At 68.1% G+C, this 17,034-nt stretch carries 18 protein-coding genes; 5 read left to right on the top strand and 13 right to left on the bottom strand.

Translation table 11 applies throughout. The annotated features are described in order from the left end of the window. Positions 1–27: 27 nt before the first annotated feature. Entirely contained in the window at positions 28–1,422 is a 1,395-nt protein-coding gene (locus CAL13_RS03775; protein WP_232467758.1) for an MFS transporter, read from the bottom strand. A gap of 97 nt (positions 1,423–1,519) precedes the next feature. On the opposite strand from CAL13_RS03775, the gene CAL13_RS03770 reads away from it, so the two are divergent. The 3 genes from CAL13_RS03770 to xth all read left to right on the top strand — a co-directional run bounded on the left by CAL13_RS03770 (position 1,520) and on the right by xth (position 4,423). Continuing rightward, positions 1,520–2,461, top strand: a complete 942-nt coding sequence (locus CAL13_RS03770; RefSeq protein WP_198297904.1) for a LysR family transcriptional regulator — start codon at positions 1,520–1,522, stop codon at positions 2,459–2,461. A gap of 177 nt (positions 2,462–2,638) precedes the next feature. Beyond that, positions 2,639–3,595 (top strand): PaaI family thioesterase, encoded by a 957-nt coding sequence (locus CAL13_RS03765; RefSeq protein WP_086071560.1) that lies wholly within the window; start codon positions 2,639–2,641, stop codon positions 3,593–3,595. A 51-nt stretch (positions 3,596–3,646) separates the two neighbouring features. Beyond that, on the top strand, positions 3,647–4,423 hold the full coding sequence (gene xth / locus CAL13_RS03760) for an exodeoxyribonuclease III (RefSeq protein ID WP_086071559.1): 777 nt from the start codon (positions 3,647–3,649) through the stop codon (positions 4,421–4,423). 28 nt (positions 4,424–4,451) lie between these two features. On the opposite strand, the gene CAL13_RS03755 is transcribed toward xth, so the two are convergent. The 6 genes from CAL13_RS03755 to CAL13_RS03730 form a co-directional block, all read right to left on the bottom strand. Next, positions 4,452–5,495 carry a succinylglutamate desuccinylase/aspartoacylase family protein gene (locus CAL13_RS03755; RefSeq protein ID WP_086071558.1) on the bottom strand — a complete coding sequence of 348 codons (1,044 nt, stop codon included), beginning with the start codon at positions 5,493–5,495 and terminating at the stop codon, positions 4,452–4,454. A 76-nt stretch (positions 5,496–5,571) separates the two neighbouring features. Continuing rightward, a complete protein-coding gene (locus CAL13_RS03750) occupies positions 5,572–6,393 on the bottom strand; it encodes an amino acid ABC transporter ATP-binding protein (protein ID WP_086071557.1) in 822 nt (273 codons plus the stop codon). Between the two features lie 78 nt (positions 6,394–6,471). Then, positions 6,472–7,131, bottom strand: a complete 660-nt coding sequence (locus CAL13_RS03745; protein WP_086071556.1) for an amino acid ABC transporter permease — start codon at positions 7,129–7,131, stop codon at positions 6,472–6,474. After that, positions 7,121–7,780, bottom strand: coding sequence for an amino acid ABC transporter permease (locus CAL13_RS03740; protein WP_086056185.1), 660 nt, complete (start codon positions 7,778–7,780; stop codon positions 7,121–7,123). The genes CAL13_RS03745 and CAL13_RS03740 overlap by 11 nt, the downstream gene beginning before the upstream one ends. Positions 7,781–7,800: 20 nt before the next feature. Further along, the gene (ehuB, locus tag CAL13_RS03735; RefSeq protein ID WP_086071555.1) at positions 7,801–8,688 is read right to left on the bottom strand and encodes an ectoine/hydroxyectoine ABC transporter substrate-binding protein EhuB; all 888 of its coding nucleotides are present in this window, start codon (positions 8,686–8,688) and stop codon (positions 7,801–7,803) included. Between the two features lie 39 nt (positions 8,689–8,727). Next, positions 8,728–9,918, bottom strand: a complete 1,191-nt coding sequence (locus tag CAL13_RS03730) for a trans-sulfuration enzyme family protein (RefSeq protein WP_086071554.1) — start codon at positions 9,916–9,918, stop codon at positions 8,728–8,730. Positions 9,919–10,050: 132 nt separating this feature from the next. Between CAL13_RS03730 and CAL13_RS03725 the strand changes: the two genes are divergently transcribed. Next, entirely contained in the window at positions 10,051–10,968 is a 918-nt protein-coding gene (locus CAL13_RS03725; RefSeq protein WP_086056182.1) for a LysR substrate-binding domain-containing protein, read from the top strand. Between the two features lie 68 nt (positions 10,969–11,036). Here the strand turns inward: CAL13_RS03725 and CAL13_RS03720 are convergent, their stop codons facing one another. The 3 genes from CAL13_RS03720 to CAL13_RS03705 all read right to left on the bottom strand — a co-directional run bounded on the left by CAL13_RS03720 (position 11,037) and on the right by CAL13_RS03705 (position 13,773). Then, on the bottom strand, positions 11,037–11,639 hold the full coding sequence (locus tag CAL13_RS03720) for a YbhB/YbcL family Raf kinase inhibitor-like protein (protein ID WP_232462504.1): 603 nt from the start codon (positions 11,637–11,639) through the stop codon (positions 11,037–11,039). Positions 11,640–12,160: 521 nt separating this feature from the next. Beyond that, a complete protein-coding gene (locus CAL13_RS03710) occupies positions 12,161–13,081 on the bottom strand; it encodes a 2-deoxy-5-keto-D-gluconate 6-phosphate aldolase domain-containing protein (RefSeq protein ID WP_086071553.1) in 921 nt (306 codons plus the stop codon). A gap of 38 nt (positions 13,082–13,119) precedes the next feature. Then, positions 13,120–13,773 (bottom strand): HAD family hydrolase, encoded by a 654-nt coding sequence (locus tag CAL13_RS03705; protein ID WP_086073503.1) that lies wholly within the window; start codon positions 13,771–13,773, stop codon positions 13,120–13,122. Positions 13,774–13,988: 215 nt separating this feature from the next. Here CAL13_RS03705 and CAL13_RS03700 point away from each other — a divergent pair, with 215 nt between their 5' ends. Continuing rightward, a complete protein-coding gene (locus tag CAL13_RS03700) occupies positions 13,989–14,492 on the top strand; it encodes a cupin domain-containing protein (protein WP_086071552.1) in 504 nt (167 codons plus the stop codon). A 9-nt stretch (positions 14,493–14,501) separates the two neighbouring features. On the opposite strand, the gene hpaH is transcribed toward CAL13_RS03700, so the two are convergent. Genes hpaH through CAL13_RS03685 form a run of 3 tightly spaced genes read right to left on the bottom strand, consistent with a single transcriptional unit; the run spans position 14,502 to position 17,019 of the window. Next, the gene (gene hpaH, locus CAL13_RS03695) at positions 14,502–15,284 is read right to left on the bottom strand and encodes a 2-oxo-hept-4-ene-1,7-dioate hydratase (RefSeq protein ID WP_086071551.1); all 783 of its coding nucleotides are present in this window, start codon (positions 15,282–15,284) and stop codon (positions 14,502–14,504) included. Continuing rightward, positions 15,278–16,150, bottom strand: a complete 873-nt coding sequence (locus CAL13_RS03690) for a fumarylacetoacetate hydrolase family protein (RefSeq protein ID WP_086071550.1) — start codon at positions 16,148–16,150, stop codon at positions 15,278–15,280. The genes hpaH and CAL13_RS03690 overlap by 7 nt, the downstream gene beginning before the upstream one ends. Continuing rightward, a complete protein-coding gene (locus CAL13_RS03685) occupies positions 16,147–17,019 on the bottom strand; it encodes an amidohydrolase family protein (protein ID WP_086071549.1) in 873 nt (290 codons plus the stop codon). The genes CAL13_RS03690 and CAL13_RS03685 overlap by 4 nt, the downstream gene beginning before the upstream one ends. Positions 17,020–17,034 lie beyond the last annotated feature (15 nt).

The following is a 17,034-nucleotide window of genomic DNA, read 5'->3' as shown; positions in this document are numbered from 1 at the left end:
GCGGCGGGCCGGCGCCGCCCCCGGGTGTCAGCGTCCGGCCTTGCCCGCCTGCGCCGGGACGCGCCGCGCCCTGGGGAACATGGGCCAAGTCAGCAGGGACACCACGCCCGCCAACAGCCACACACCGGTCCAGGAGCTGGCCGCCAGGATGTGCGGGATGGACAACGGCGCAAGGAACAGGCTGCCGTACACCAGCGTGTTGCACATGCCCAGCGCGGTGCCGGCGCGCGCGGGCCCCGCCAAGGTTGCCAGTTCGGTATAGGCGACGCCATGCCAGGCCGACACGGCAACGCCGGCGGCGACGATGGCGGCAATCAGCCACACGGCGGGCGCCTGCCACGCCGTCGCCAGCGTCAGGCCGGCGAACGCCGCCACCGCGATCAACACCACGGCCCGCACGTAGCCGCGCCGGTTGCCGTGCACATCGGTATAGCGGCCGCTCCACACGCGGAAGATCATCGCGCCCAGCTGTACCGACGCCATCGCCACCGTGGTGCCGACGATGCCCACGCCGGCGAAATCGTGCAGAAACACCGTGGCGAACGTCAGCACGGCGAACTGCGGCGCGCACAGCAGGCCGATCGCCAGAACCATGCGCCAGATCGTCGGGTCATGCAGCGGCCCGGACGATGGCGAAGACGCGGGCGTCGCGGACGCAGCCGCGGCCGGCTGACCGGCTTCGTCGTCATCCGGGTCGAAAAGCCAGCGCCACGCCAGCAGCAGCGATACCGCGCACATCGCGGCCAGCACGCCGTACACCGCCCGGAAGCCGGCGGTGGAGGCCAGCCACGGCAGCAGCAAGGCGCCCAGCCCGCCGCCCATCGGCACTGCCGTCTGCCGGATGCTCATCGCCAGCCCGCGCTCGCCTTCCCGGAACCAGCGCATGATGGCGCGCCCGCTCGACCCGTTCACGCTGCCGCCCGCCAGCCCGACCAGCGCCATCGCCGCCAGCAGCCAATGGAAGGCGGGCACGTAGGCCGCGGACGGCACCATGAAAACCGCCATCGCCAGCAGCGCCGCGGCGGTAATCGACAAGCCGGTGAGCAGCACCGGACGGTCGCCCCAGCGATCGGTGGCCACGCCCCAGGGCAGCTCGGTCATCGCAACGCCCAGGCCCACGGCGCCCAGCGCCACGCCCAGCGCCGCGTCGTCCAGGCGATAGCCGGACCGCAGCCAGATCGCCGTGGTGGGGATGCCCGCCGCCGCGGCGGAAAAGCTGACATTGGCGACCACGCCGGCGGCCAGCACTTTCCAGCGGTGCCCGCGGTCGAGCACCGGGCCGGGACGGGCGGTCCCGGCCGGAGAGGCGTGACGCCGGGCAGGACGCCTGCCGGCCGGCTGCCATTCGGCGGCGGATGAGGCGGCGTTCCGCGCCGCCGCGGTCGCGGGCATGGCGCGCTTCATTGCAATTGCGGAAATCATCGCGGCACCTGTTGGAAAGAAGGAATGGCGCCAGTCTGACGGCTTTCGACCGTTCTGAAAATCGCATAATATTTGCGTATCGATTCGATAAAACAGGATGACCGCCATGCAGATCAACCTCGACATCGCCGCCTTGCGCACCCTGGTCATCGGCGTGGAACTGGGCAGCTTCGCGAAGGCGGCCGACCGCGTCGGCCGTTCCACATCCGCCGTGAGCGCGCAGATCCGCAAACTGGAAGAGCAGGCTGGCGCGCCGCTGTTCCGCAAGTCGGGACGCGGCCTGGCGCTGACCGATGCCGGCGAAGTCATGCTCGACTACGCGCGCCGGCTGGTGGGCCTGAACGACGAAGCCGCCGTCGCCACGCGGGGCTTGGACATGGCGGGCTGGATCCGCCTGGGACTGCAGGAAGACTTTGGCGAAACCATGCTGCCGCAGTTGCTGGGCCGGTTCGCCCGCGCCCACCCCAAGGCCCGCATCGAAGCCCGGGTGGCCCGCAATACGGAATTGCAGGAACGCTTCGACGCCGGCCAGCTGGACCTGGCCTTGCTCTGGGACACCACGGACCTGGACGGATCCAGGAGCCGCGCGGATCCCGCGGCGCAGGAAGGCATGCGCGAAGTCATCGCGCGCCCGCGCATGACCTGGGTGGGTTCGGCCGCCAATCGCTGGCGCGCCGATCGCGACGAGCCTTTGCCTCTGATCGCCTTCGATCGTCCCTGCCTGTTCACGCAGAGCGCGGCCGCGGCGCTGGACCGCGCGCGCATTCCGTGGCGCCTGGTCTTCACCAGCCCCAGCCTGAGCGGGCTCTGGGCCGCCACGGCCGCCGGCCTGGGCATCAACGTGCGCACGCCGTATGGCCTGCCGGCCACCGTGCGGGCGCTCGACGCCCGCGAAGCCGGCCTGCCCGTCCTGCCCAGCGTGCCGCTGGTGCTGCTCAAGCAGACCGGTGAGAACCGGGCGCTTGCCGACCGTCTGGGCGCGATGATGCGCGATCACATCGAGGGCGATGCCGCCGTCCGATTGCCCGTTGCCGCGTGAAGCGCACGGCCCGGCGCTCGCGGCCCGGCTTGCCGCGCAATCGGCTGCGCCCCAGCGGTACAACGGCGGGTACAACGGCGGGTACAACGGCGGGTACAACGGCGGTCATCGCGCCGGGCTATCATCGCCGTCGGCCGCCGCAGCGGCCCCGCGCCCGCCTCCTTCAAGAAGACCCGCATGTCAGTTGCCGACGTCCGCCCTGCCCCGCTTCACCCCATTTTGCAGCGCGTGCTGCGCGCGATACGGCGAGGCCGGGAACAGGGTTTCCACTTTCCCGGCAACTACCTGGGCATCTCTTTCGATCGCGTCAGCGTCGAACGCAGCATCGTCAGCCTGCGGGGCGACGGGCGCGCGCCGGACGGACTGGCGGACGGCACGGCGGTGGCCGTGCTGGCCGATCTGGCGCTGGCCGCGTCCGTACGCGCGGCGCTGCCCAGCGACACGCGGCTCGCCACGGTCAACATGCAGCTGCAACTCACCGGCGCGCCCTGCGACGCCCCGCTGCAAGCCGAGAGCAGTTTCCATGGCTACCTGCATGGCGCAGCGGGCCGGCAGGCGATCAGCCGGGTCACGTTGCGCAGCGGCGATCGCGAGATCGCACTGGGCGCCGCCACCTTCATGGTGCTGAACCTGCCGGCCGGCACGCCCATTCCCTTTCTTTCTCCCGCCGATCCCCGCGCGGACGATGCGCCGCTGCCCGACCCCGACCGCGACCTGGGCAAGGACGAACGCGCCATTTACGAACGCGCGCAAATGGCATTGGGCGACAGCGGCGCGGCGGGCGATTTCGCGCAATCGTTCTGGGGCTATCGCACCCAGCCCGGCCGCGACGGCGCGACCGGCACGCTGGCCAACGGCCCGCATATCGGCAATCGCGTCGGCCACGTGCAGGGCGGCGTCCTGCTGGGCTTCGCCCAGGCCACCGCGCGCGCCGCGCTGCCCGCCGGATGGATGGCGAGCAGCATGACGGCCAGCTACGTCAGTCCGGGCGAAGGCAGCGAACTGCGCGCGCGTGCCGAGGTGCTGCATCGCGGCCGCACCACTGGCGTGGTGCGCGTGACCGTCGCCACCGAAACCGGACGGCGGGTGCTGGAGGTGCTGACCACGCATTCGCTGGGCGCCCCGGCCGCCTGAGATGCCGCGCCGGTATCATTGAGCATTCCCCAAAAACGTCCGGAACTTCCGATGAAAATCGCCACTTTCAACGTGAACGGCATCAACAGCCGTCTGCCCAATCTGCTGCGCTGGCTCGAACAAAGCAAACCGGACGTCGTCTGCCTGCAGGAACTGAAGGCGCCGCAGGAAAAATTCCCCGAAGGCCCCATCCGCGATGCCGGCTACGGCGTCATCTGGCACGGCCAGAAAAGTTTCAACGGCGTCGCCATCCTGACCCGGGGCTGCGAGCCGGAGGAGTCGCGGCGCATCCTGCCGGGCGACGACGAGGACCTGCAAAGCCGCTATATCGAAGCGATCGTGCAGGGCGTGGTGGTGGGATGCCTGTATCTGCCCAACGGCAACCCCGCGCCCGGGCCCAAATTCGACTACAAGCTGAAGTGGTTCGACCGACTCATGGCGCACGCGGCCGGGCTGGTGGACAGCCCGCAGCCGACGGTGCTCGCCGGCGACTACAACGTCATGCCTGCCGAGATCGACGTCTACAAGCCCGAACGCTGGGTGAACGATGCGCTGTTCCGTCCGGAATCGCGCGCCGCGTTTCACAAGCTGATCGAGCAGGGCTGGACGGACTCGATCCGCACCCGTCATCCCGACGCGCGCATCTATACCTATTGGGATTATTTCCGCAACGCCTACGGCCGCGACGCCGGCCTGCGCATCGACCACCTGCTGCTCAATCGCGCGCTTGCGCCGCGCCTGGCGGACGCCGGCGTGGACCGCGACGTGCGGGGCTGGGACAAGCCGAGCGACCACGCGCCCACCTGGATCACGCTGGCGCCGGCTTGAGGGCAGCGCCCGGCGGTGTCAGGCGGTGTCAAGCGGCCAGGTGGTACAGGCAATCGCCCCGATGCGCCAGCGCCGGGAAACGCCGGCACGACACCACGCCGTCCGCCTGGAAGTACAAGGCTTCCGCGTCGCGCAGGGGATCGTCGTAGCGATGCAGATAGCCCGCCAACTGGCCGGCCCGCACTTCCTGGCCAGCCTCGGCCAAGGGCTCGAACAAGCCGTCGCAATGGGCGTAGATGCCTGCACGCGGACCCAGGGAGCGCAACAGCCGCGTCGGCGATGCCGCTTCGCAATCCAGGTCCGGCGCGATGCCGTAGTGGCGCAGCACCCGCCGCACGCCCTGTTCGGCCCGGCGCAGGCCGACGGGGTCCAGCGTGCCGCCCTTGCCCAGTTCGGTGGTCAACGCAGGCAGGCCGCGCTGCGCGGCGGCCGCATACAGCGTGGTGGCCCCGCCCCCGCCCTGCCCTGACGTCAGGATGCTGTATGGGGCGCCGAACACCTGCAGCAAGGTGTCGACCTGGGCGCGCTGCACGTCATCGCGGCCGTGCTGCGCCAGCGCGCAATGCGCGTAGTCCAGCGAACGTCCGCCGGAATGCAGGTCGATGACCAGATCGCTCAAGGCGAACAGCACGCTGCCGATGTAGTGCGCCAGCATCGCCGTCGGGCCGCCATTGGGGTCGCCGGGAAACAGGCGATTCAGGTTGCCTTCGTCCAGCGGCGATGCGCGGCGCCCGGCATGCACGGCCGGGAAGTTCAGCGCCGGAATCAGGATGACGCGGCCCCGCAGCTGCTCCGGCCGCAGGGCGCGCGCCAGCCGCAGCAAGGCCACCTGCCCCTCGTACTCGTCGCCATGATTGCCCGCGGTCAGCAAGGCCGTCGGTCCATCGCCGTTGCGTATGCAGACAATAGGGATCGCCACCGTGCCATACGCCGAGAAGTCGGTGGAGTGCGGCACGTGCAGGAAGCCCGACTGCTTGCCGCCGCGATCGAAATCCAGCGAGGTCCAGACCCGGCTGGCGGCCGGCGCAGCGGCAACGCTGGCAAGGCGATCACTGGATGCGGAATTGTTCATGCGATTCGTCCGTACGCCTGCGCCGCCATCGCGCGGCCGCCGGCACATTGAAGGGTTGCGGGCATCACAGCGCCCATCAGAGCAACTGGCCCAGGAACTGCCGCGAACGCGGATGCCGCGGCTGGGTGAAGAAGGTTTGCGGATCCGCCTCTTCCACGATGCGGCCCTGGTCCATGAAGATGATGCGATCGGCGGCGCTGCGGGCGAACCCCATTTCATGGGTCACGCACAGCATCGTCATGCCGTCGCTCGCCAGATCGGCCATCACGTCCAGCACTTCCTTGATCATCTCGGGGTCCAGCGCCGAGGTCGGCTCGTCGAACAGCATCACCTTGGGATTCATGCACAGCGCGCGCGCGATGGCCACGCGCTGCTGCTGGCCGCCCGAAAGCTGTCCGGGAAACTTGTCCTGCTGCTCCGGGATGCGCACGCGCGCCAGATAGTGCCGGGCAATGTCCTCCGCTTCGCGCCGCCCCATGCCGCGCGCCCGCGTCAGCGCCAGCGTGCAATTGCGCAGCACCGTCATGTGGGGGAACAGATTGAAGTGCTGGAACACCATGCCGATATCGCGGCGCACCTCGTGCAGCTTCGGCACGCCCTGGCCCAGTTCATGCCCGTTGACCACGATGCGGCCGGCCTGATGGGTTTCCAACTGGTTGATGCAGCGTATCAGCGTCGACTTGCCGGATCCCGACGGCCCGCAGATCACCACGTTCTCGCCGGACTGCACGGTCAGGTCGATATCGTGCAGCACCTGGAAGGCGCCGTACCATTTGCTCAAGCCCGTGATCTGCACCGCGGGCGCGACCGCCGGACTCTCCGCCGCCGCCCGGGCGGCGCCGTGCGATGGCTGCGTTTCGTTCCCGCGGCCGGCTTCGCTATGTGCTGTGGCGGTCATCGCTGTCCTATCCCCTTCATTGCCCGTATGCATTATGTCTTCACGTCCGTGCCTCACACCGGCGCTGCGCACGCCGCCCTAGCGCCGCGATGACGCCAGCAGCCGGTTTTCCAGCAGCCGCACCAGCTGGCCCATCGCCAGCGCCAACAGCAGGAAGATGGCGCCCACCGCCACCATCGGCTCCGCGTAGCGGAAGGAATTCGATCCCACCTCCAAGGCCAGCCCCAACATCTCCGGCACGGAGATCACCGCCAGATAAGGCGTGGCCTTCAGCGCCGAAATGAAGTAATTCCCCATGGGCGCGGCGACGTTGCGCAGCATCTGCGGCGCAATCACGAACCACATGACGTCGATGCGCCGCAGCCCCAGCGCCTTGCCGGCCTCGAACTGCCCCGTATCGATGCTGTCGATGCCGCCCTTGTAGACCTCGGCCAGATACCCGCTGTAGTAGATGGACAAGCCGATGATGCCCGATGTCATGGCGGGCAGCGTCAGCCCCGTGACCGGCAGCACGAAGTAAATGAAGTACAGCTGCACCAGCACCGGCGTGGAGCGGATCACGTCGATGACGAAACGCAGCACGTAGCGCATCACGCGGTTGGACCGGCGCAGCATCTCCAGCACGAAACCCAGCGCCGCCGCGCCCACGCTCGCCGCCACGGCGGCGAACAGCGTCGCGCCCAGACCCGACAGAATGACGGGCATCACCGACAAGGCGAAGTCAGGGTCAAATTTCACGGTTGCCCCTTTGCGCGATGCCCACGCGGTTCTCCAGCCATCGGCCCAGCAGCGTCGCCGGATAGCAGACGATCAGATAAGCCACCAGCAGCGCCGTATAGATGCCGATGGGGTTGTATGTGAGTTCGGCGATTTCCTTGGCCCGGAACGTCATATCGGTCAGCGTGATCAGCGAGACCACGGCGGTGCCCTTCACCAGCTGGATGAACTGGTTGACGAAGGTCGGCAGCATGGCCGCCAGCGCCTGCGGCAGCTCTATCGTCAGCAGCACGTCCAGACGACGCAAGCCCAGCGCCAGGCCGGCTTCGACCTGGCCCCGGTCCAGCGCCTGCAGGGCCGCCCGCACCGCCTGACTGCCGTAGCCGCCGATGTTCAGGCCCAGCGCCATCGCGCCGACCGTCATGCTGGAGAGCGTGATGCCGAAGCTCGGCAGCGTGTAATACAACATGAACAGCAGGATCAGCACCGGCGAACTGCGCCAGAATTCGATGACCGCGGTTACCGCGGCGCGCGTCCAGCCGCGCGTGAAGTACTGCAGCACGCCGAAGCACAGCGCAAAGGGCACGGCCCACAGCATCCCGTACAGCGTCACCAATGCGGTCACGCGCAAGCCCTGCAGGATGCCGGCCAGGATACCGGGAAAGTCCATGGTCGGTCGCCGCGGCGCGCTCAGTATTCGCCGGCGCAGACGCGGGCGGTGGTCACGGCCGACGGCGGCGCGTCATCCGGCGTGAACCCATAGCGTTCCATCAGCTTGCTCACGGTGCCGTCGGCCTTCAGCTTCGCCAGCTGCTTGTTGAAGAGATCGCGCAGGTCTTCGTCTTCCTTGCGGAAGGCGATGCCGGTGTACATGGCCGCCGGCACGCCGTTGCGGATCAGGCCCTGGAAGGGTCGCGCCCGCTCGACGCCTTTGACGTTGGGGTCCTGCAGCAGGGACACCACGCTGGGCGCGGACAAGGTCACCGCATCGACCCTGCCGGCGATCAGCGCGGACAGCTGCGACTGAGGGCTGTCAAGGAACACCATCTGGCTCGCCGGCACCCCGGCATCCTGCGCGTTCTTGGAGTTCAGGGTGCCGCGTCCGCCCGCCAGCCGCACCTTCGGGTTGGCGGCGATATCGGCGTAGCTGCGCAGCTTCAAGGGGTTGCCCTTGGCAACGATGAGCCCATCGCCCACCGCCAGATCCGGTTCGCTGAAGATCACCACCTCGCAACGCGGCGGCGTGATCGCGAGGCCCGAAGCCACCATATCGAAGCGCCGCGCCGTCAGGCCGGGGATCAGCGCACCGAATTCCGTGATGACGAAATTGATGTTCTTCACACCCAGAGGCGCAAAGGCTTCGCGCACCAGGTCGGCATGAAACCCCGCCGCCTTGCCGTCGGCATCGCGAAAGCCCCAGGGCGCGCGGTTATGGATGCCGATGGTCAACGTGCCCGACTCCAGGATGGCGTCCTTGGTCGACGCCGCCCCCGCCGCCGGCGCGAAGGCCGCGGCGCAGGCCGCCACGCCCAATGCAAGGAAACGGCCCAGCCAGTTCTTTTTGGTGTGATGCATCATGACTTCCCCTTGAAGTGTCAGTGCCAGGCGGGGATCGCGCTAGCGCGCCTGCCCCCGCGCCATCTCGCGCCGCAGCGCGGTGAAAAACCGGTCGATATCCTCGGCCAGATCGGTTTCGCTTTCGATGCCTACGCTCAGGCGCAGGACCAGATCGTCGCCTTCCCAACCCCGCACCGTGCGGTGCGCGCGCACCGGCATCGGCGCCGCCAGGCTGCGCGTGCCGCCCCACGATGCGCCGATCACGAAAATCCGCAGCGCATCGAGAGCCGCGGCCACGTGGGGCGCCGCGTCCGGCGTGAATACCACGCTGAACACCCCGCTCGCGCCTTGGAAATCGCGCCGCCACACCGCATGGCCGGGGGTTTCAGGCAATGCCGGATAGAGCACGCGCGCCACCTCCGGCTGCCGGCGGATGGCCTCGATCAGGCTGGCCGCCACTCGCGCGTTATAGGACATGCGCAGCGCCATCGTCTCCAGCCCGCGCAGCACCAGCGCGCAATCGTCCGCCGAAACTCCTGTGCCCTGCCGGCCCAGGAAGTTGCGCAGCCGGTCCGCCAGGGCGGCATCGCGTACCGTGATCGAACCCATGATGACGTCGGAGTGCCCGCAGAAGTACTTGGTGAGCCCCTCCACCACGATGTCGGCGCCATGGGCGAGCGGCTTGAAGTTCAGCGGCGTCGCCCAGGTGTTGTCGCAGCCCACCAGCGCGCCGCGCGCGTGCGCCAGCGCCGCGATGGCCGGCAGGTCCTGCACCTCCATCGTGGTCGACCCCGGCGATTCCACCCACACGAGCCGGGCGCGGCCGCCCATGCGGCGCGCCAGCGCATCGATATCCGTGGGGTCGTAATAGGCCGCCTCGATCCCCAGCCGCGCCAGGTCCTGGTCGGCGAAATCGCGCACCGGCGGATACACCGTGTCCGGAATCAGCACCTGGTCGCCGGTCTGCAGCAGGCAAAGCATCGCCGCCGTAATCGCCGCCTGGCCGGAGGGCGTCAGCAGGGTGCGGCGGCCCTGTTCCAGCTCGGTGATCTTCCGCTCCAGCGTGCGCGTGGTCGGCGTGCCGTACAGGCCATAGGAATAGCCTTCGCTCCCCCGCTCGCGGCGGGTCGCATAGGCATGGGCGTTTTCGAACGGAATCGTCGATGCCCGGTACACCGCCACCCCCAGACTGGCAAAGCCATCGTGGCTGACCGCCGGGGTGATCGCGCACTGGGTCCAATCGCTGTTCATTCGCGCCGCCTTTCTTATTCGTTGTTCAAGCCGCGAAAATTACTTGAAGGCGGGTATCCCGTCTAATATTCAAAAAGGCCGAGTCTATTCCTCCAGGTTATGGACTCGCGGACACATTGGGGGACTTCGCTGATGAACCTGCGGCAGATCGAGGCTTTCCACGCTTTGATGACCAACCACACGGCCTCGCGCGCCGCCGAAGTGCTGCGCATCTCGCAGCCCGCGGTCAGCAAGGCCATACAGGAACTGGAACGCAAGGTCGGCTTCCCGCTGTTCGAACGGGTCAAGAGCCGCCTGGTGCCCACCGCCGAAGCGCATCTGCTGCACAAAGAGGTGGCGCGCTGCTTCACCGGCATGGACCAGCTGCGCAACGCCGCCGCGCGCATCCGCGACTTCGGCGCCGGCGAACTCAAGCTCGCCTCGCTCGCCTCATTGAGCAATACGCTGGTTCCGCTGGCGCTGCGCGCTTTCCACCGGCGCCATCCGCAGGTGGCCATTACGTTCCAATCCCGCATGTCGTCCGAAGTGCGGGACCTGGTCGCGCAGGGACAATTCGATCTGGGCCTGGCGGCCGACGAAGTGGACCTGACCGGCGTCGATTACCGCGAATACGCCACCTACCGCGCGCACATCGCCCTTTATCCCGGCCACCCTCTGCAGAAGCGCGACAGGATCACGCCGGCCGACCTGCACGGCCAACCGTTCATTGCCCTGGCGCCGCAGGACACGACGCGCCGCACGGCCGACCAGATCCTGCGCGAACACGAATCCGAGCCGCAGGTCGTACTGGAAACACCGTTTTCCGCGACGGTGTGCGCCATGGTCTTGGCGGGATTGGGATGCGGCCTGGTCAATCCTCTGACCGCGCATCCATACATCGGGTCGGGCCTGATACTGAAGCCCTTCGCGCCCGCGGTTTATTTCCGGAGCTTGCTGCTCTATCCGGCCGACCGGCGGCCGTCCCGCATCGTGCGCGATTGCATCGCCGCACTGGATGCGGTTGCGGATGGGAAGGAACTGGGCTTGCCGCCGGCGGCGCGGCGGGGCTGATCGTTTGCGGCGGGGCTGATCGTTTGCTTATTCGTCCAAGTTTCGTTGGGCATGGCCGGCGCGCATCCTTACCGCCCCTTCGCCGGCCTGCCATACCGCAACATCACGCTGGCCGACCCCAGCACGTGCCCGCGCATTTCTTCGATCAACGCATCGCGCGTCAAGCCCGCCTTCAACGTACCGGGCTCGATATCGAGCGCGTATGCCTGGAAGATATAGTGGTGCGGCTTGTCGCCCATCGGCGGGCATGGGCCGTAGTATCCGGAACCGCGCGTACCGTTCACCCCCGATACCGCGCCCGCCGGGCCTTTGGTGCCGATCCCGCGGGGTAGCGATTTGGTGCTGGCGGGGATGTCGTAAAGCACCCAATGCACGAACCCCAGCCCCCTGCCGCCGTCCGGGTCGTACACGGTCACGGCGAAACTCCGGGTGCCGGCGGGCGGGTTGCCCAGCGTCAGCTCCGGCGAGACGTTATCGCCGCCGCACATCGCCCCCGCGCCGTCCTTGCCGTTGCCGGCATTCGCGCGGCTCAGGTTGCCGTTGTCGCGCAAGCCCTTGGCCTCCAGCGAGAACGCCGGCGGCGCCGCCCGTGCCGGCAGCGGCAGCAATGCGGAAAGGCATAGCGCGCCCGCCGATACGGCCGCGGCAGGGAAACGCATGGATCGGATCATCGGACGCTCCTCGTCGAGGAAAAGGACGGCGCGCGCCCGGATGGGGCAGTCGCCGTGAAGGATTGGATAAATCCCTTTTCGCCCTGCATGGTACCGGCGCCATGCGGCGCCGGCACGTATCCGAAAGGTGGAATTCGCAGCGAGGCCGGCGCCAGACGATGGATATCGCTGCCAATCCAAACGCCTCGTATCCCCGCTCAATGTCCCGTGGCAGGGTAATTGGGCCCGGGATCGCTGAAGCCGCCCATGCTCCAGGGATTCGCCGCGCCCGGATGGGGCGGGCCGGGATGATCGAAGCGCGGATCGCCGGCGCAACCCGCCATCATCAGGCACCCCAGGCAAACCGCCGCCGCGGCGCGCAGACGCCGGGCCGCGAAATGCCAGCCTGCCCCGCCCTGCCCATTTCCTTCCCTCCCACAGGCGCCACGACAAATGCTGCGGCTTTCATATCCGGACTTCATGATTGCTCCATTTTCGCTGTGATGCGGCCGTCGCGCCGCATGCAGACCGTTCGATGCCGTTCAAGCCCGCGCCTGCCGCGCCCGCTCGAAGATATCGACCCATGCGGCGTATTGTGCCGCGATGCGCTGTGCGGCTTCCTCGCGGCTGGCCTTGCCGGCCTCGTAGTCCGCCACCGCGTTGAAAAAGCTCGTCCGCCCGACTGCGAAGCCGATGAAGCCGGGCACCTGCGCGGCGGTTTCCAGCCAGCCGCGCACCTTGCTGTCGTCGGCGCCGCGGCCCAGGATGATGCAGCCGACGCGGTCGCGGCCATCGCGGCGCGCCTGCTGGACGACCCGTTCGCAGTCCTCGCGGCGGTCCAGGCCCTCGATCTTCCATACATCGGGTTCGACTCCGGCGCGCTGCAGGGCGTCCATGGCCTCGATCATCAACCTCGGCCGCAGACGCAAGTCGTACTCGTTCTTGTCGCCGTTGACGCTCTGCAGTTGTCCTTCCGTGGCAGGCACGAGCAATTCGAACATCAGGCGGCGCGCGGTGCGCCGGCAGTATTCCGACAGCTCGCGCAGGCGCGCGGCCTGACGCTCGTTCATGGCGTCGTCGTCGCCGGGGTTGTAGCGCACCAGCACCTTCGCGAAACTCGGATCGAAGGCCTCGATATGGCGGGCATAGTCGTCGCCGTACTCGAAGTGAAACTCGTCAGAGCCGCTGCGCTCCACTGACAGCGCCGTGACATAGCCCCGCCGGCGGGCGTCGCGCAGGATGGCGGCGCCAAACTCCTCGTCCACCAGCACGCCGGCGTTTTCCCTGGACACGCCGTTGGCGGCGGCCCGCAGGAAGCCCTCGTAGATCAGCTGCTTGCTGTCCTCCACCTTCGACTGCTGGCTGGCGTCCAGCGGCGGCGTGAAGTTGAACATCCCTTTGACGTACGAATTGCGGTGATCGAACGGCAGCAGATACAAGGCTTGGTCGTAACCGGTTTGCATGGCGGCCTCCTTGAAGGGAATGATCGCTCGTCCGACGACTATCCCGATCGTGCGCGGGGATCGACGTCGGCGAGATCTCCGATGTGGTCCAGCGTGATATCGGCTTGCTGCCCGGCGGGAATACCGGGCGCCGTGGCATAGTGACCCTGCCGCACCCAGACCGTGGTCACGCGGTCGCCCCATCGCGCCTTGATGGCGGCGAGCACGCGCGGCTTGTCGTCGACCATTACATACCGTGGCGCGGGGTGCGCGCGCGCGACCTGGTCCAGCATTTTTTCCTTATGGATATGGATCAGCACGCGGCCTTCGACGGCGCGCCATAGCCCCGCGCCGCGAATCTTGTGCGGCTGGAAGACCACATCGCCATCGGAAAGAATGACCGCGCCCGGCGCCCGCGCGAGCACCTGATCCACGCCCGGATAGACGTTGCGGGCGAACGGGTACTCCAGCAGGAAGCTCGACACGTCCATCAGCTCGCCGTCGTTGACGCCCGGCTCGCGCAGCGCCTGCAGGCTGCCCAGATAGTCGGAATAGCCCAGCGCCGTGCGGCGGCGTTCATAGATGTCCCAGTAACGGTCGCGCACGCCGGCGCCCAGCCGATCGCGCAAGCGCTCGCCCAGGTCTTCCTTCATGCGGTCGTTATCGAACAGAGTGTTGTCGACGTCGAACAGGAACAAGGGCTGGTCGCGCATGGGGCCGGATCCTCCCGTGCCGTGGCTGGCGGCGCGGCGGCGGTGCGCCGCCGCGCTGTGCATGGGCCATGGTAAGCCCATGCCTGCGATGCGGCAATCGCGGATGGCGACGACGGCGGCACGGGCGGGGCGCCCGGCGTGGCAACCACCGTGAAATGTCGCCCACGATGCCGTACAGTGGCGCGACGACATCCAACCGCTACGGGGAGACGCTCATGACCACGCCGCCTGTCCTCAACATCGCCGACGCGCAATACGTCGATCTGGCCGATCTGTCGCGCCAATACGGCTCCGAGCTGCCGGCGGAACGCTATGGCGGGCGCATGGCGCCGATCGGCCGCATGCTGGGCGCGAGCCGCCTGGGCTACAACGTGACCGAGATCGCGCCGGGCAAGCGCGCCTTTCCTTTTCATTGCCATCGTGCCAACGAAGAAATGTTCTTCGTGATCGAAGGCCATGGCGAACTGCGCTTCGGCGACGCCCGCCATCCCGTGCGCGCGGGCGACGTGGTGGCCTGTCCGGCGGGCGGCCCGGAAACCGCGCACCAGCTCGTCAACACCGGCGAGGCGCCGCTCAGGGTGCTCGCCGTGAGCACCATGAACGCGCCCGAGCTATGCCACTACCCCGACTCGGGCAAATTCTCGGTGCTGGATCCGGCGGGCGGCTTCGCCTACGTCGGCCGGCAGGCCGGCACGCTGGACTATTGGGACGGCGAATAGGCAGCGGCCTCAGGCGAAACGCACGCTGATGCTGCCCAGGGGCCCGTAGTCGGCGTGGATGACGTCGCCCTTGGCGACGGCTACCGTGCGCGTGAACGAGCCGGCAAGAATGACGTGCCCGGCTTCCAGCGTGGTTTCGAAGACGGCCAGCTTGTTGGCCAGCCAGGCAACGCCCATGGCGGGATGTCCGAGCACCGCGGCCGACACGCCCGATTCTTCGATGACGCCGTTCTTGAACAACAGCGCCCCCACCCATCGCAGGTCCACGTCGTCGGGGCGCACCGGCCGGCCGCCCATGATGACGCCCGCGCAGGCGGCGTTGTCCGCGATGTTGTCCACGATCCGGCGCGGATACTTGCTGCGGCCGTCGATGAGTTCCAGCGCGGGTACGACGTAATCGGTGGCATTGAGCACATCGACCAGCGTCACGCCCGGCCCGCGCAGCGGCCGGCCCAGCACGAAGGCCAGCTCGACTTCCACGCGCGGCACGATGTAGCGGCTGGCATCCAGCGTGTCGCCGTCGTTGTGGAACATGTCGTCCAGCAGATGGCCGTAGTCGGGCTCGTCGATGCCGACCGTGCTTTGCATGGCCTTGGACGTCAGGCCGATCTTGTGGCCGCGCAGGCGCGCGCCGGCCGCCATGCGGGCGGCGATCACCTCTTTCTGGATAGCGTAGGCGTCGGCGATCTCCAGGCCGGGAAAGGTCTGGTCAAGCTGCGTTACGGGCTTGACGCTGCGCTCGGCTTCGAGCAGCAGCCGCGCTGCGGCCTTGTGCGCTTCGGTGGTCAGCATGATGCGGCTCCCCGATCGTCCGCGACGATATTGGACAGCACCCCGATGCCCGGCACTTCGACCTCGACGCGGTCGCCCGGCCGCAGAAAGCGCGGGGGATCGAAACGCACGCCCGCGCCGACCGGCGTTCCGGTGGAAATGACGTCGCCGGGCCGCAGCGTCGTCCAGAGCGAGATGTAGTGGATCAAGTGGCGGAAGCTGAACATCAGGTTGGCCGTCGTATCGTGCTGCCTGACTTCGCCGTTGACGCGCGTGGTCACCGTCAACGCGTCATAGCCGTCGAATTCATCGGCGGTGACCAGCCATGGCCCCATCGAACCGCTCGCGTCGAAGTTCTTCCCCTGGGTAACGTTGAATTTGCCGTGGCGGACCCAGTCGCGCACGGTGCCCTCGTTTGCGCAGGTCAGGCCGGCGATGTGCGATTCGGCATCGGCCTCGGCAATGCGCCGCCCGCCCTTGCCGATGACAATGGCAATCTCGCCCTCGTAGTCCAGCTGTTCGGATTCGAGCGGGCGGACCAGCGCCTGCCCATGGCCGACGAACGATCCGGGAAAGCGCGGGAACACGCTGGGATAAGCGGGCGGCGCGCTGCCGTCCTTGTATTCCTCGTTGCGCTTGCCGTAGTTCACGCCCACGCAGATGATTTTCTCCGGATGCGGAATGGGCGGCAGCAAGGCCACGTCCGCCAGCGCGTAATCGGGCGCCGCGCCGGCCAGCGCGCGGATGCGCGGCAAAGCGTCGGCCTGCAGCGCATCGCGCAAGGTCGCGATGCCTTCGCCCAGACGGCCGGACAGATCGACGATGCCGTCGCCGGCCACGACGCCGAAGCGGTCTCCGCCGCGGGCGCGAAAAGAGACGAGTTTCATGCGTCGAATCCAAACAGTCGGGCGGGGTTGTCGACCAGTATCTTGTGCAGCGTGGCGTCGTCCCCGGCGTAACGGAACAACTGGTCCACCAGGCGGCCCTCGTCCGGCGGCTGCTTCACCGAAACGGGATGCGGCCAGTCGCTGCCCCACACCACGCGGTCGGGCGCGGCCTCGATGCAGGCACGCGCGATCGGCAGCACGTCGTCCCACGGATACCCCTGGCGAGACAGCTTTTCGGTGAGCGATAGCATCACCCAGAAATTGCCGCGCTTGAGCAGTTCGACGAGCTTGCGCAGCGTGGGGTCGGCGGCGCCCCTGGCGGGATCGGCGCGGCCCATGTGGTCGATCAGCACCGGTATTTCCAGTTTTTCGAACTGCGCCACCTGCTCCATGATGCCTTCGGGCTCCGGCTGGAATTTGGCGTACCAGCCCAGCTCCCGGATGCGCCCCAGGGCGCGGTCGAACTGTGCGGGGCCCATGACGATGCCCAGCGCCTGGCGCGTGAAGCGCGCGCCGCGCACCCCGGCGTCATGCAGCCGCGCGATGTAGGCATCGTCGCGCTCCAGCAGCACGGCCGCATTGGCGCAGCCGCGATAGCCGGGACCGGCCGCGGCCAGCCCGTCGAGCACGACCTCGTGGTCCGCGCCGTAGGTGGTGGCCTGCACGATCACGCCGCGCTCGATGCCCAGCGTGCGATGCAGGCGCAGCGCGACATCGATAGTGGCCGTCGGCATCTGGTAGGCCGCGCCGGGCCGCACCGGGTACTTGTCGACGGGACCGAACACGTGGAACTGGCTGTCGCAGCTGCGCGGCGGCGGCATGCGGACGGGCGCCGTGGGATTGGGGTGGAATGGCTGGTAGTCGGGCATGTGGTTCCGGCGGGG

This window comes from Bordetella genomosp. 9 (assembly GCF_002119725.1).
Classification (GTDB): Bacteria; Pseudomonadota; Gammaproteobacteria; order Burkholderiales; family Burkholderiaceae_B; genus Bordetella_C.
This window is presented reverse-complemented; position numbering and strand designations above follow the sequence as displayed.

Coding starts and splice junctions, on each gene's coding strand:
- CAL13_RS03755 (WP_086071558.1), bottom strand. CDS start 5,495: ATGAACAATTCCGCATCCAGTGATCGCCTTGCCAGCGTTGCCGCTGCG.
- CAL13_RS03720 (WP_232462504.1), bottom strand. CDS start 11,639: ATGATCCGATCCATGCGTTTCCCTGCCGCGGCCGTATCGGCGGGCGCG.
- CAL13_RS03690 (WP_086071550.1), bottom strand. CDS start 16,150: ATGAAACTCGTCTCTTTTCGCGCCCGCGGCGGAGACCGCTTCGGCGTC.
- CAL13_RS03765 (WP_086071560.1), top strand. CDS start 2,639: ATGTCAGTTGCCGACGTCCGCCCTGCCCCGCTTCACCCCATTTTGCAG.
- CAL13_RS03685 (WP_086071549.1), bottom strand. CDS start 17,019: ATGCCCGACTACCAGCCATTCCACCCCAATCCCACGGCGCCCGTCCGC.
- CAL13_RS03775 (WP_232467758.1), bottom strand. CDS start 1,422: ATGATTTCCGCAATTGCAATGAAGCGCGCCATGCCCGCGACCGCGGCG.
- CAL13_RS03730 (WP_086071554.1), bottom strand. CDS start 9,918: ATGAACAGCGATTGGACCCAGTGCGCGATCACCCCGGCGGTCAGCCAC.
- hpaH (WP_086071551.1), bottom strand. CDS start 15,284: ATGCTGACCACCGAAGCGCACAAGGCCGCAGCGCGGCTGCTGCTCGAA.
- CAL13_RS03710 (WP_086071553.1), bottom strand. CDS start 13,081: ATGCAAACCGGTTACGACCAAGCCTTGTATCTGCTGCCGTTCGATCAC.
- xth (WP_086071559.1), top strand. CDS start 3,647: ATGAAAATCGCCACTTTCAACGTGAACGGCATCAACAGCCGTCTGCCC.
- CAL13_RS03740 (WP_086056185.1), bottom strand. CDS start 7,780: ATGGACTTTCCCGGTATCCTGGCCGGCATCCTGCAGGGCTTGCGCGTG.
- CAL13_RS03750 (WP_086071557.1), bottom strand. CDS start 6,393: ATGACCGCCACAGCACATAGCGAAGCCGGCCGCGGGAACGAAACGCAG.
- CAL13_RS03700 (WP_086071552.1), top strand. CDS start 13,989: ATGACCACGCCGCCTGTCCTCAACATCGCCGACGCGCAATACGTCGAT.
- CAL13_RS03770 (WP_198297904.1), top strand. CDS start 1,520: ATGACCGCCATGCAGATCAACCTCGACATCGCCGCCTTGCGCACCCTG.
- ehuB (WP_086071555.1), bottom strand. CDS start 8,688: ATGATGCATCACACCAAAAAGAACTGGCTGGGCCGTTTCCTTGCATTG.
- CAL13_RS03725 (WP_086056182.1), top strand. CDS start 10,051: ATGAACCTGCGGCAGATCGAGGCTTTCCACGCTTTGATGACCAACCAC.
- CAL13_RS03705 (WP_086073503.1), bottom strand. CDS start 13,773: ATGCGCGACCAGCCCTTGTTCCTGTTCGACGTCGACAACACTCTGTTC.